This window comes from Micromonospora sp. NPDC049836, from assembly GCF_044465125.1.
Classification (GTDB): domain Bacteria; phylum Actinomycetota; class Actinomycetes; order Mycobacteriales; family Micromonosporaceae; genus Micromonospora.
On sequence record NZ_JBITLH010000002.1, the window covers coordinates 240,713 to 254,783 of the forward strand.

Annotated in this window: 5 protein-coding genes (1 of these 5 only partly in view); 3 read left to right on the top strand and 2 right to left on the bottom strand. The window is 76.5% G+C overall.

Going from position 1 to position 14,071, the window contains the following annotated elements; all coding sequences use genetic code 11:
• The 3 genes in view from ACIBPB_RS05510 to ACIBPB_RS05520 are tightly spaced (at most 29 nt apart) and all read left to right on the top strand, a layout consistent with a single transcriptional unit that may run on beyond the window.
• Positions 1–6,700: the 3' portion of an SDR family NAD(P)-dependent oxidoreductase gene (locus ACIBPB_RS05510; protein ID WP_396838358.1), read on the top strand. It extends 5,009 nt beyond the left edge of the window; 6,700 of the gene's 11,709 nt are visible here — the last part of the coding sequence; its start codon lies off the left edge, out of view; the stop codon is at positions 6,698–6,700.
• A 29-nt stretch (positions 6,701–6,729) separates the two neighbouring features.
• Positions 6,730–10,083 (top strand): type I polyketide synthase, encoded by a 3,354-nt coding sequence (locus ACIBPB_RS05515; RefSeq protein ID WP_396838359.1) that lies wholly within the window; start codon positions 6,730–6,732, stop codon positions 10,081–10,083.
• Positions 10,080–11,588, top strand: a complete 1,509-nt coding sequence (locus tag ACIBPB_RS05520) for an FAD-dependent monooxygenase (RefSeq protein ID WP_396838360.1) — start codon at positions 10,080–10,082, stop codon at positions 11,586–11,588. The genes ACIBPB_RS05515 and ACIBPB_RS05520 overlap by 4 nt, the downstream gene beginning before the upstream one ends.
• 244 nt (positions 11,589–11,832) lie before the next feature.
• Here the strand turns inward: ACIBPB_RS05520 and ACIBPB_RS05525 are convergent, their stop codons facing one another.
• Complete coding sequence (locus ACIBPB_RS05525) at positions 11,833–13,302, bottom strand: ATP-binding protein (protein WP_396838361.1); 1,470 nt, start codon at positions 13,300–13,302, stop codon at positions 11,833–11,835.
• Positions 13,299–14,021, bottom strand: coding sequence for a response regulator transcription factor (locus tag ACIBPB_RS05530; RefSeq protein ID WP_396838362.1), 723 nt, complete (start codon positions 14,019–14,021; stop codon positions 13,299–13,301). The genes ACIBPB_RS05525 and ACIBPB_RS05530 overlap by 4 nt, the downstream gene beginning before the upstream one ends.
• Positions 14,022–14,071: the final 50 nt, after the last annotated feature.

The following is a 14,071-nucleotide window of genomic DNA, read 5'->3' on the forward strand; positions in this document are numbered from 1 at the left end:
CGGCCGGCTGCGGCCGCTGCCGGTGGCCGCCCGGGACGTACGGCTCGCGCCGGCCGCCCTGCGCGAGCTGGGCCAGGGCCGCACCGTCGGCAAGCTGGCCGTGACCGTGCCGCGCCGGCTGCGCGCCGGTGCCGGCCGCCCGCTCGACCCGGACGGCACGGTACTGGTCACCGGCGGGACGGGCACCCTGGGCGGGCTGGTCGCCACCCACCTGGTCCGGACCGGGCAGGCCACCCGCCTGGTGCTCGCCAGCCGCGGCGGCGCCACCGCTCCCGACGCCGGCGAGCTGGTCGAGCGGCTCCGGGACCTCGGCGCCACGGTCACCGTGGTCGGTTGCGACACCGCCGACCCGGTCGCCGTCGCCGACCTCGTCGCCGGCATCCCGGCGGCCCACCCGCTCACCGCGGTGGTGCACGCCGCCGGCGGGCTGGACGACGCCACCATCGGGTCGCTCACCCCGGCCCGGTGGCATGCCGTGCTGCGCCCGAAGGTCGACGCTGCCTGGCACCTGCACCGGGCCACCGCACACCTGGACCTCGCGGCGTTCGTGCTCTTCTCCTCGGCGGCCGGCGCGCTGGGCAACGCCGGCCAGGGCAACTACGCGGCCGGCAACACCTTCCTGGACGCGCTGGCACACCATCGCGCCGCCCGCGGCCTGCCGGCGGTCAGCCTGGCCTGGGGCCCGTGGGCGCAGCGCAGCGGGCTGACCGGCGGGCTCGACGAGCGGTCCACCGACCGGATGGCGCGCGGCCTGCGCCCGCTGGCGACCGAGGAGGCGCTGCGCCTGTTCGACGAGGGGCTCGCCGGGGCGCAGCCCCATCTCGTACCCGTGGCGGTCGACCTGGCCGGGCTGCGACGCCAGGCCGCCGGCGCGGCGCTGCCGGCGGTCCTGGCCGATCTGGTACGCGCTCCCGCCCGCCGGGCCGCCGCGGCGCTCGACGGGGGGCCGTCGTTGCGGGACCGGCTGACCGCCCTCGACGACGCCGGCCGCCGCGATCACCTGCTCGAGGTGGTACGGGGGCAGGCGGCGGCCGTGCTCGGCCACGACAGCCCGGCGGGAGTGGCGCCCGGCCGGCCCTTCAAGGAGCTGGGGTTCGACTCGCTGACCGCGGTGGAGCTGCGCAACCGGCTCAACACGGCGACCGGGCTGCGGCTGCCGGCCACGCTGGTGTTCGACCACCCCACCCCGGAGGCGCTGGTCCGGTTCCTCGCCGCCGAACTGGGCGGCGGCGCGCCGCTGCCGGTGGCGCCGGCCGGGGCGTCGGCGGTCGGGTCGGACGAGCCGGTCGCCATCGTGGGGATGGCCTGCCGGTACCCGGGCGCCGAGTCGGCGGAACAGCTCTGGTCGGCGATCCACGCCGGCCTGGACGCCACCACCACGATGCCGACCGACCGGGGCTGGGACATCGCCGGCATCTACTCGGCCGAGCCGCAGCCGGGCCGCACCTACACCACGCGGGGGGCGTTCCTGCCCGACGCGGGCGCGTTCGACGCCGAGTTCTTCGGCATCAACCCGCGGGAGGCGCTGGCCACCGACCCGCAGCAGCGGCTGCTGCTGGAGACGGCGTGGGAGGCGCTCGAGCAGGCCGGGCTGGACCCGGCGGTGCTGCGGGGCAGCCCGACCGGGGTGTTCGCCGGGGTGGTGGCGCAGAACTACGCGCCCGCCTCGGTCGACGCGCACCCGGAGGTGGCCGGCTACCTGATGACCGGCAGCACGACCAGCGTCGCGTCGGGCCGGGTCGCGTACGCGTTCGGCTTCGAGGGCCCGGCGATCACCGTGGACACCGCCTGCTCCTCGTCGCTGGTGGCCACCCACCTGGCCGTGCAGGCGCTGCGCAACGGCGAGTGCACGCTGGCGCTGGCCGGCGGGGCGTCGGTGATGGCGGCGCCGGGCATCTTCGCCGAGTTCAGCCGGCAGCGGGGGCTGGCGCCGGACGGGCGGTGCAAGCCGTTCGCGGCGGCCGCCGACGGCTTCGCGCTCGGCGAGGGGGTGGGGCTGCTGGTGCTGGAACGCCTCTCCGACGCCCGTCGGCACGGTCACCGGGTGCTCGCGGTGATCCGCGGCTCGGCGGTCAACCAGGACGGCGCCAGCAACGGCCTCACCGCCCCCAACGGCCCGTCCCAGCAGCGGGTCATCCGCCAGGCCCTGGCCAACGCCCGACTGAACCCCGTCGACGTCGACGCCGTCGAAGCCCACGGCACCGGCACCACCCTCGGCGACCCGATCGAGGCGCAGGCCCTGCTCGCCACCTACGGCCAGGACCGCTCCGAGCCGCTGTGGCTCGGCTCGGTCAAGTCGAACATCGGGCACACCCAGGCCGCCGCCGGGGTCGCCGGCATCATCAAGATGGTCCAGGCGCTGCGGCACGGCGTACTGCCCCGGACGCTGCACGTCGACGCGCCCACCCCGCACGTGGACTGGACCGCCGGCGCGGTCGCGCTGCTCACCGAGAACACCCCGTGGCCGGACCGGGACCGGCCGCGCCGGGCCGGGGTGTCGTCGTTCGGCATCAGCGGCACCAACGCCCACCTCATCCTGGAACAGGCCCCGGCCCCCACCGGGCCCGCTGCGGCCCCCACCGGTCCGGCCACAGTCGGTGCCGGGCCGGCCACGGCCTCCACCGGGCCCGCAACTGCCCTCACCGGGCCGGCGGCGGCGGGTGCCGAGCCGGCGGCGGTCGTGCCGCTGCCGTGGTTGCTGTCCGCCCGGTCCCCGGCCGCGCTCCGGAACCAGGCCGCCCGCCTGGTCGCGTACCTGGGACAGCACCCGGACGTCGCGGCCGACGCGGTGGCCATCACGCTGCTGACCCGTTCCGGCTTCGCCCGGCGCGCGGCGGTGCTCCCGGGCGCCGAGCCGGTCGACGCGCTGCGGGCGCTCGCCGAGGACCGGCCGCATCCCGCGCTGCTGCAGCACACCGCCGCCCACGGCGGCCGGACCGTGTTCGTGTTCCCCGGCCAGGGCGGACAGTGGCTCGGCATGGGCCGCGAACTCGCCGAGCACAGCGACGTCTTCGCCGCCCACCTCGACGCCTGCGTGATCGCGCTGCGCCCCTATGTGGACTGGGACCTGCACACCGTCCTGCACGACGACAACCCCGACTGGCTCACCAGGGTGGACGTCGTCCAACCCGTCCTGTTCGCCGTGATGACCGGCCTCGCCGCCGTGTGGCGACACCACGGGATCGTCCCCGACGCGGTGATCGGCCACTCCCAGGGTGAGATCGCCGCCGCCTACGCCGCCGGCGCCCTGTCATTGGACGACGCCGCCAAGGTCGTCGCACTACGCGCCCAGGCGCTGCGGGCACTCATCGGGCACGGCGACATGGCCTCCCTCGCCCTACCCGCCGACCAGGTCACCGAACTCCTCCACACGCTGCACGCCGCCGAGCCGACCTCCAGCGACGCCGAGCACCCCACCGCCGACACCGACACCCCCCGGGCCTACATCGCCACCGTCAACGGCCCCAACGCCACCGTCATCGCCGGCGACCCCGACGCCATCGCCGCCGCCGTCGCCCACTGCAAGGACCACGACATCCCCGCCCGCGTGCTCCCGGTCGGCTACGCCTCCCACACCCCACACGTCGAAGCTCTGCGCGACCAGATCCACACCGCCCTCGACGGCATCACCCCGACCGCCACCGACGTCGCGTTCTACTCGACGTTCACCGGCGACCGGATCGACCCGACAGAGCTGACCGCCGACTACTGGTACGACAACCTCCGCCACCCCGTCCAGTTCCAGACCGCCACCGAAGCCCTCCTGCGCGACGGCCACACCACCTTCATCGAGGTCAGCCCACACCCCGTCCTCATCCAACCGATCGAGGACACCGCCGACCAACACGACATCGTCGCCCTGCCCACCCTGCGCCGGGACACCACCGACCAACTCACCACCGCCCTGGCCACCGCCCACACCCACGGCCTGCCGGTCGACTGGACCCCGCTGCTGCCCGCCACCGTCCCCCCGGTCGACCTGCCCACCTACCCGTTCCAACGCCAGCGCTACTGGCTGCACGCCCCCGCCACCATCAGCCAGGCCAGCGACCTCGGCCAGACCGCCGCCGAGCACCCGCTGCTGGCCGCCACCATCGAACTACCCGACCAGCAGGGCCACCTCTTCACCGGCCGACTCACCCTCGACCGGCAACCCTGGCTCGCCGACCACGCCGTCACCGACACCGTGCTCCTGCCCGGCACCGCCTACGTCGACCTCGCCCTGCACGCCGGCCACCACACCGCACACCCCCACCTCGACGACCTCACCATCGAAGCCCCGCTCACCCTCGACCCCGACAGCGACCTGCAACTGCACGTCGAGGTCGGCGCGGCCGACGACGATGGCCGGCGGACCATCACCATCCGTACCCGCCCCGCCGACGACGAGGTCTGGACCCGGCACGCCACCGGCACGCTCACCACCGCCGCGCCGCCGGCCGACGAGCGGCCCGCCGGTCCCTGGCCACCGGCCGGCGCGGTCCCGGTCGACACCACCGACCTCTACGACACCCTCGCCGCGGCCGGCCTGCACTACGGGCCCGCCTTCCAGGGGGCCCGGGCGGTCTGGCGGGACGGCGACACCCTGCACGCCGAGGTCCAGCTCCCCGACGAGGTCGGCGTCACCGGGTACGGCCTGCACCCCGCGCTGCTCGACGCCGCGCTGCACCCGGTCGCCGCGACCGCCGGGGAGCTGAAGCTCCCGTTCGCCTGGAGCGGGGTCACCCTGCACCGCACCGCCGCCCGGCAGCTGCGGGTACGGCTCACCCCGATCGGCGACGACACCGTGCGGCTGGACGCCACCGACCCCGCCGGCGCCCCGGTCGTCAGCGTCGACGGGCTCACCGTCCGCCCGCTGCCCGCTGCGCACCTGCGCCGACACAGCACCCGCGACGCGCTCTTCCAGCTCGACTGGAAACCCAGCCCCGCCCCGGTCACCGCGCTGGCCGGCGAACCGGTCCGGGACCTCGCCGGCCTGGCGGAACTCCTCGCCGCCGACGGGCCGGCCCCGGCGTTGGTGCTCGTCGCGCCCGGCGTCCCCGAGGGGCCGCTGCCGGAGGCGGTGACGGAGCTGGTGACCCGGACCGCCGGGGCGCTGCGGGCCTGGCTGGCCGACGACCGGTTCGCCGACAGCCGGCTCGTGGTGCTGACCCGGCAGGCCGTCGCGACCCGGCCCGACGAGGAGGTCGCCGACCTCGCGGCGGCCGCCCTGTGGGGGCTGGTCCGCAGCGCCCAGTCGGAGCACCCCGACCGGTTCCTGCTCCTCGACCACGACGGTGAGCCGGCCGGCGTACCGCTGGCGGAGCCACAGGCCGCCGTCCGGGACGGCGCGGTGGTCGTACCCCGGCTGGTCCGGGCGGTCTCCCACGTGGAACCCGTGGTCTCGCCGCTCGACCCCGACGGCACGGTCCTGATCAGCGGCGGCACCGGCACCCTGGGCGCGCTGCTCGCCGTCCACCTGGTCGACCGCCACCGGGTACGGCGGCTGGTGCTGACCAGCCGCCGCGGCCCCAACGCGCCCGGGGCGGCGGAGCTGCTGCGGCGCCTGCACGAGCGGGGCGCCCGGGTGCGGGTGGTGGCCGGGGACGTCGCCGACCCGGCGACGGTGGCCGCCGCGCTCGGCGCGGTCGAGCCCGACCACCCGCTGACCGCCGTCTTCCACGCCGCCGGCGTGCTCGACGACGCGGCCCTGCACACCCTCACCGACCGGCAGATCGGGGACGTGCTGCGGCCCAAGGTGGACGGCGCCTGGCACCTGCACCGGGCCACCCGCGACCTCGACCTGGCCGCGTTCGTGCTCTACTCGTCGGTCGCGGGTGTCCTCGGCGGCCCGGGCCAGGCCCACTACGCCGCCGCGAACACCTTCCTCGACGCGCTGGCCCACCACCGGCGGGCCACCGGCCTGCCGGCGACCGCGCTGGCCTGGGGTCACTGGGCCGAGACCAGCGCGCTGACCGGGACGCTGGGCGAGGTGGACCGGGCCCGGCTGGCCCGGGGCATGCGGCCGATGGCGACCGAGCTGGCGCTGGACCTGCTCGACGCCGCCCTGCCCGGCGACAAGCAGCCGGTGCTCGTACCGGCGGCGCTGGACCTGGCCGGGCTGCGCGCCCACGCCGGCGACGGCGACCTGCCGCCGCTGCTGCGCGCCCTGCTGCCGGCGGCCCGGTCCCGGGTGATCGCGCCGCCGCCCGACCTGAGCGGGCTGGCCGAGGCCGACCGCCGGCGGGTGCTGACCGAACTGGTCCGGGGCCACGTCGCCGCCGTGCTCGGCCACGCCGACGCCGAGCAGGTGGCTCCCGACCAGGCGTTCCGGGCTCTCGGCTTCGACTCGCTCACCGCCGTCGAGCTGCGTAACCGGTTGACCGGGGCCACCGGGCTGCGCCTGCCGGCCGCGCTGGTCTTCGACTACCCGACCGTGTCCGCGCTGGTGGAGCACCTGGTGACGCGGACCGCCGGGCCCGGCGACGGCGGCGTGGCCGGCGCGCTGCGCCACCTCGACGAGTTGGAGGCCGCGGTGCTGGCCGCCGGGGACGCGCCCGCCGGCGACGACCGGACGGCGATCGCGAACCGGCTGCGCGCGCTGCTGTCCCGGTTGGACGGCGCGGACCGGCCCGCCGCGGCCGACGTGCGCGAGCGGCTGGACAGCGCCAGCGCCGACGAGATCTTCGCCTTCATCGACAACGACCTGGGTCGAGGCTGACCTGCGCAGCTCACGGAAAGTGTGGCGACATGACGAACGAAGAGAAGCTGATCGACTACCTGAAGTGGGTCACGGCGGATCTGCACAAGACCCGCCAGCGGCTGCGCGAGGTCGAGTCGGCCGGCCAGGAGCCGATCGCGATCGTGGGGATGAGCTGCCGCTACCCCGGTGGCGTGCGGTCGCCGGAGCAGCTGTGGGAGTTGGTCAGCACCGGCACCGACGCCATCGACGAGTTCCCCACCGACCGGGGCTGGAACGTGGCGGAACTCTACGACCCCGACCCCGCGCGGGAGGGGAAGAGCTACGCCCGCACCGGTGGTTTCGTCTACGACGCGCACCACTTCGACGCCCGCTTCTTCGGCATCGGCCCACGTGAGGCGCTGGCCATCGACCCGCAGCAGCGGCTGCTGCTGGAGGCGAGCTGGGAGGCGCTGGAGCACGCCGGGCTGAACCCGCAGCGGCTGGCCGGCAGCCGTACCGGCGTGTTCGTCGGGGTGATGTACGGCGACTACGGCGCGCGGCTGCGGTTCCTCGCCCCGGCCGGGCTGGAGGGACAGGTCGGCACCGGCAGCGCCGGCAGCGTGGCGTCCGGCCGGATCTCCTACGAGCTGGGCCTGGAGGGGCCGGCGGTGACGGTGGACACCGCCTGCTCGTCGTCGCTGGTCGCGACCCACCTGGCGGCGCAGGCGCTGCGCGCCGGCGAGTGCACCCTCGCGCTGGCCGGCGGGGTGACCGTGATGGCCACCCCGGGGGTGTTCGTCGAGTTCAGCCGCCAGCGCGGGCTCGCCCCGGACGGCCGCTGCAAGTCCTTCGGCGCCGGCGCGGACGGCGCGGGGTGGGGCGAGGGGGTCGGCCTGCTGGTGCTGGAGAAGCTCTCCGACGCGAGGCGCAACGGTCACCGGGTGCTCGCGGTGCTCACCGGGTCGGCGGTGAACCAGGACGGCGCCAGCAACGGGCTGACCGCCCCGAACGGGCCGTCGCAGGAGCGGCTGATCCGCGCCGCGCTCGCCTCGGCCGGGCTGACCCCGGCCGACGTCGACGCGGTGGAGGCGCACGGCACCGGCACCACCCTCGGCGACCCGATCGAGGCGCAGGCGCTGCTCGCCACGTACGGGCAGCAGCGCGGCGGCGGCGATCCGCTCTGGCTGGGCTCGATCAAGTCGAACATCGGCCACACCCAGGCCGCCGCCGGGGTGGCCGGGATCATCAAGATGGTCGAGGCGCTCCGCCACGGGATGCTGCCGAAGACGCTGCACGCCGAGCAGCCCAGCCCGCACGTGGACTGGAGCAGCGGGGCGGTCGGCCTGCTCACCGAGGCGTGCCCGTGGCCGGAGCGGGACGGCGGCCCGCGCCGCGCCGCGGTCTCCTCCTTCGGCATCAGCGGCACCAACGCGCACCTGATCGTCGAGGAGGCGCCGCCCGCCCCGGACGCGCCGGCCGAAGGCGCGTCGGCCGAGGACGCGTCCACCGGCGGGAACGCGCCGGCCGTACCGCTGCCCTGGCTGCTGTCGGCGAAGACGGCGGCGGCGCTGCGCGCCCAGGCCGACCGGCTCGCCGCGCACCTCGACCGGCACCCCGACCTGGACCCGGCGGCGGTGTCGTACACGCTGGCCACCAGTCGCGCACAGCACCCGCACCGGGCGGTGGTGATCGCCGAGGACCGGGCCGACGCGCGGCAGCGACTCGGCTTCCTGGCCCGGGGCGAGGCGGCCAGCAACGTGGTCACCGGCCGGGCCGCCACCGGCGGGAAGCTCGCCTTCCTCTTCACCGGGCAGGGCGCGCAGCACCCCGGCATGGGCGCCGACCTGTACGAGCGCTTCCCGGTCTTCGCGGCCGCCCTCGACGCCGCCTGCGCCGCCCTGGACCCGCACCTGGACCGGCCGCTCTGGGAGGTGATGTCCGGCCGGCACGGCGACCTGCTCGGCGAGACCACCTACATCCAGCCGGCCCTGTTCGCGTACGAGACGGCGATGCACGCGCTGCTCGCCGCGTTCGGGATCCGCCCGGACCTGCTGATCGGCCACTCCATCGGGGAGTTGACCGCCGCGCACGTGGCCGGGGTGCTCGACCTGGCCGACGCGGCCCGGCTGATCACCACCCGGGCCCGGCTGATGCACGAGATGCCGGCCGGCGCGATGCTCGCCGTCACCGCGCCGTTGGACCGGATCGCGCCGATCCTGGCCGAGCATCCCGAGGTCGACCTGGCCGCCCACAACAGCCCGACCTCGCTGGTCCTCGCCGGGGACCCGGCGGCCCTCGACGCCGTCGCCGCCCGCCTCACCGAGGAGGGCGTACGGACCCGGCGGCTGCACGTCCCGCACGCCTTCCACTCCGCGCACACCGAGCCGATCCTCGACCGGTTCCGGGCGGTGGCCGCCACGGTCACCTACCATCCGGCGCGCCTGCCGATCGTCTCCAACCTCACCGGCCAGGTCGCCTCCGACGCGGAGCTGTCCGACCCGGACTACTGGACCCGGCACATCCGGCACACGGTCCGCTACACCGACGGCACCGCGGCGCTGCACCGCCTCGGCGCCACCGGATACGTCGAGCTCGGCCCGGACGCCACCCTCACCACGCTCAGCCAGGAGTGGCTGCGTACGCACGCCCCGGAGGCCCGCCCGCCGCTGGTGCCGCTGGCCGCCCGGCGCAAGCCGGCGGTCCGTACGGTGCTGACCGGGCTGGCCCAGCTGCACGTGGCCGGCGCCCCGGTGGACTGGTCGCCGCTGCACCCGCACCCGGCCACGGTGGTGGAGCTGCCGACGTACCCGTTCGAGCGGGTGCGCTTCTGGCCGGACGAGCCGGCCGCCGGGACCGGAGCCGGCCCAGCCCGCACCGGCGAGGAGGCCGCGTTCTGGGCGGCGGTGGAGGAGGCCGACGCCGGGGCCTTGGCCAGCCTGCTCGGCGCGGACGAGGAGGCCCGGGCGGCGCTGCGCGCGGTGCTGCCGTCGCTGGCCGGCTGGCACCGCCGCCGCTGCGCGCCGCCGCCTCCGGGGCACGGGCCGGCCGGCGCGGCGGACGGGCCGGACGCCGACGGGCCCGCCGAGGCGCTCGCCGCGCTGCGCGCCCGGCTGGCCGCCGCACCCGCCGGCGAGGAGCACACCGTGCTGCTCGACCTGCTGAGCCGGGAGGCCGCGCTGGTGCTCGGCTACGACGACCCCGAGCCGATCGATCCGGAGGGCAACTTCCTGGAGCTGGGCTTCTCGTCGTTCACGGTGCTGGAGCTGAGCAACCGGTTGGAGGCGCGGGGTCTGCGGCTCGCGCCGGCGCTCTTCTACGACCACCCCACCCCGCTGGCCCTGGCCCGGCACCTGGCCGGGCTGCTGCAGGACGAGACCACCGGATCCGACCGGATGCCACAACCGACAGGGAGTTCCTCATGACCGACACCGTCATCATCGCCGGCGCGGGCCCCACCGGCCTGATGCTGGCTCACGAGCTGGCCCTGCAGCGGGTGCCGGTGGTGGTGGTCGAGCGCCGGCCCGGGCCGACGGACGCGCTGCCCGGCATGGCCATCAACGCCACCGTGGTGGACCTGCTGCACCAGCGCGGCCTGATGGACCACGTCGGCGAGTACGGCTTCGAGTTCCCCCGGGCCCACTTCGCGCAGATCTGGCTGGACCCGGTACGCGTGCCGGGCCGGCACGGCTACAACTTCGTGATCAGCCAGACCAACCTGGTGCGGGTGCTCGCCGAGCGCGCCGCCAAGCAGGGCGCGGAGATCCGCTGGGAGCGGGAGGTGGTCGACCTCGCCCAGGACGACGCGGGCGTACGGGTCACCGTCCGGTCGCCCGGCGGCCAGGAGGTCCTCACCGGCCGTTTCCTGGTCGGCTGCGACGGTCCGGAGAGCACGGTGCGGCGGCTGGCCGGGATCGACTTTCCCGGCCAGGACCTGCCGTTCCTCGGCATCGTCGGTGACCTGGAGGTCGGCGAGGACCATCCCCTGCTGGCCTACCTCGGTGCCGGTGAGTTCCCCGGCGGGCTGCTCACCGTCGGCCCGCTCGAGCCCGGCGTGGTGCGGATCGCCACCGCCGAGTTCGACCTGCGCCCGGCGGACAGGACCGCACCGGTCACCACCGACGAGCTGCGCGACAGCATCCGCCGGCTGGACGGCGCGGAGCTGGGCGACGCCACGCCGCGCTGGCTGGGCCGGTGGGACGCGGCGACCCGGCAGGCCGACCGGTACCGGGAGGGCAACGTGCTGCTCGCCGGGGACGCGGCGCACGTGCACTTCCCGCTGGGCGGGCAGTCGATGAGCACCGGCATCGAGGACGCGGTGAACCTCGGCTGGAAGCTCGCGGCCACCGTGCACGGCCACGCCCCCGTCGGGCTGCTGGACAGCTACCAGACGGAGCGGCACCCGGTCGCCGCCCGGGCCGGCCGGACCACGCTGGCCCAGATGGTGCTCCTGCACCCGCTGGGGCACGTCGCGCCGCTGCGCGAGCTGCTGACCGAGATGGTGGAGCTGGACGAGGTCAACGAGTTCCTGGTCAAGCTGGCGTACGCGCTCGACGTGGACTACCCGGTGCCGGCCGACCAGGTGGCCGGTGAGACCCATCCGCTGCTCGGCCGGCGGCTGCCGGACGTGCCGCTGCGCACCGACGGCGGGGAGACCTCGCTGGCCGAGCTGCTGCACGCCGGCCGGGGTGTGCTGCTCGACCTGACCGGCGGGGCCGAGCCGCTGGCGCTGCCCGGCTGGGACGACCGGGTGGACGTGGTGGCCGCGGCGCCGTCCGAGGAGATCGACGCGGCGCGGGTGCTGCTGCGCCCGGACGGCCGGGTGGCCTGGGCGCAGCCAGCCGGAACGGACCGGACGGAACCGACCGAGGGGCTGGGGCGCGCCCTGGCCACCTGGTTCGGCCCGGCCCGCGCGACGGCGGCAGGCTGACCGGACCCGGCCGGGCGACGGCGGCACGCTGACCGGCAGGGCGACGGCAGCAGGTGACCGGGGGCGGGCGTCGGGAGGACGCCCGCCCCCGATGGGTCGTCGGGCCGCCCCCGCATCGACGGTGCGCGAGCCCGGCGTAGCCGGCGACCCGCGAGCCGCCCGCCCGACAGCACCGCGAGGACCAGCCGCCGGCGGGCCGGGCCGGCTGCGGCTGCGGCAGCGGCGGCGGCGGCGGCGGCGGCGGTCAGGGCACCAGCACCGGCAGCACCACCCGGAAGGTGGCCCCCGCGCCCGGCGCGGTCTCCAGTTCCACCCGGCCGCCGTGCGCCCGCACCAGCGAGTCGACGATCGCCAGGCCCAGCCCGGCGCCCGCGCCGCCGGCCCGGCTGCGGGAGCTGTCGGTGCGGTAGAAGCGTTCGAACACCCGCGCCGCCTGTGCGGCGGAGAGCCCCGGCCCCTGGTCGGCGAGTTCGAGCACGGCCTCCCCGCCGACCGTGCCGACGCCGATCCGCACCGGGCTGCCGGCCGGGGTGTGCGCCACCACGTTGCCGACCAGGTTGAGCACCACCTGGCGCAGCCGGGCCTCGTCGCCGAGCGCCGGGGCGCTGCCCACCGGCCCGCCCGCGGGCCCGGTCAACGTGATCGGCCGGCCCGGATCGAGCGCGGTCAGGTCGTGGCGGGCGTCGACCGCGAGGGTCCGCAGGTCCATCGGCGCCGGCCGCAGCGGCAGCCCGCCGGCCCCGGCGTCCCCGGTGGTGCGGCCCAGCGACTCGTCCAGCCGGGCGAGCAGGAGCAGGTCCTCCACCAGCCGGGCCAGCCGGCTGGACTCGGCGGCGATGTGGGCCATGGTCCGGTCCACGTCCGCCGGTCCGGGCAGGCCGCCCATCCGGTAGAGCTCGGTGAAGCCGGTGATCCCGAACAGCGGGGTCCGCAGCTCGTGGCTGACGTCGGCGACGAACCGGCGCATCCGCGCCTCCGACTCGGCCCGGGCGGTGAACGCCCGTTCGATCTGGGCCAGCATCCCGTTCAGCGCGGCCACCAGCCGCCCCACCTCGGTACGCGGGCCGCCCACCGCCGGCACCCGCTGGGCCAGGTCGCCGGCGGCGATCGCCGCGGCGGTCTGCTCGACCCGGCGCAGCGGCCGCAGGCTGCCCCGGATGGCCGCCCAACTGGTGACGGCGAGCAGCCCGAGCAACCCGAGCCCGGTCAGCAGGGCGACCCGGGTGCTCTGCCCGACCGTGGCCGTCACGTCGTCCAGCGAGGCGACGACCGCGACGGTGCCGCGCGGGTCGCCGCCGGCCGGATGCGGCAGCGCGACCACCCGCCAGTCCCGGCCGCCCTGCCGCACGTCGAACGGGCGGCCGTCGCGGTGCGCCGACGCTCTCGCCCGGACGTCCGGCGCGCTGCCGCCCGGGCCGAGGGTGACCACCCGGGTGGTCCGGCCCGCACCGTCCAGATAGATCACGTGCAGGTCCCGGGCCAGGTCCAGCCGGCCCGTGCCGGCCTGCGCGCCGACGTCGTCGGCCGGCACCGACGGCAGCCGGGAGACCGCCTGCGCGATCGGTTCCAGCCGCGCGTCGACCTGGCCGACGAGGTGGTCGCGCAACGTGTGCAGGACCACCCCGCCGCCGACCGCGAGCCCGACCGCCAGCAGGGTGACCGTGATCAGCAGCAGCCGGGCGGCCAGCGACAGCCGCCCCGGTCGGCGGGTCACGGCCCGGGCGCGCGCAGCACGTAGCCCACGCCGTGCACCGTGGTGATCAGTTTCGGTCGGCCGGCGTCCAGCTTGCGCCGCAGGTAGCTGATGTAGGTCTCGACGATGCTCAGGTCGCCGCCGAAGTCGTACCGCCAGACCTGGGCGAGGATCTCCGCCTTGGGCACCACCCGGCCCGCGTTGGCCATCAGGTGGTGCAGCAGCCGGAACTCCGTCGGGGAGAGCCGGACCGGCCGGCCGCCGCGGGACACCCGCTGGGCGGGCAGGTCCAGCTCCAGGTCGCCGACCACCAACCGACCCGGTACGGCGGTGCCGGCGCGGCGCAGCACCGCCCGGATTCGGGCGATCAGCTCGTGCAGGTCGAACGGCTTGGTCACGTAGTCGTCGCCGCCCAGCGTCAAGCCGTTGATCTTGTCCTCGGTGGTGTCCCGCGCGGTGAGGAAGAGCAGCGGCAGGTGCGCGCCGGCGTCCCGGGCGCCGGCGCGCAACCGGCGGGCCACCTCGAAGCCGTCGAGGTCGGGCAGCATCACGTCGAGCAGGACCAGATCCGGCTGCCGGGTGCGGGCGGCCTCGATGGCCTCGGTGCCGGTGGCCACCGACGTCACCTCGAAGCCGGCGAAGCGCAGCGTCGCCGAGAGCAGCTCACGCAGGGTCGGCTCGTCGTCGACCACCAGCAGCCGGTCCGCCGGCTGGCCGGGGCCGCGCTCCGGCTGGGTCACCCGCACCACCGTCCCGACCGTCGAGGCTCCGTACCCACCGTAGTGCCGGC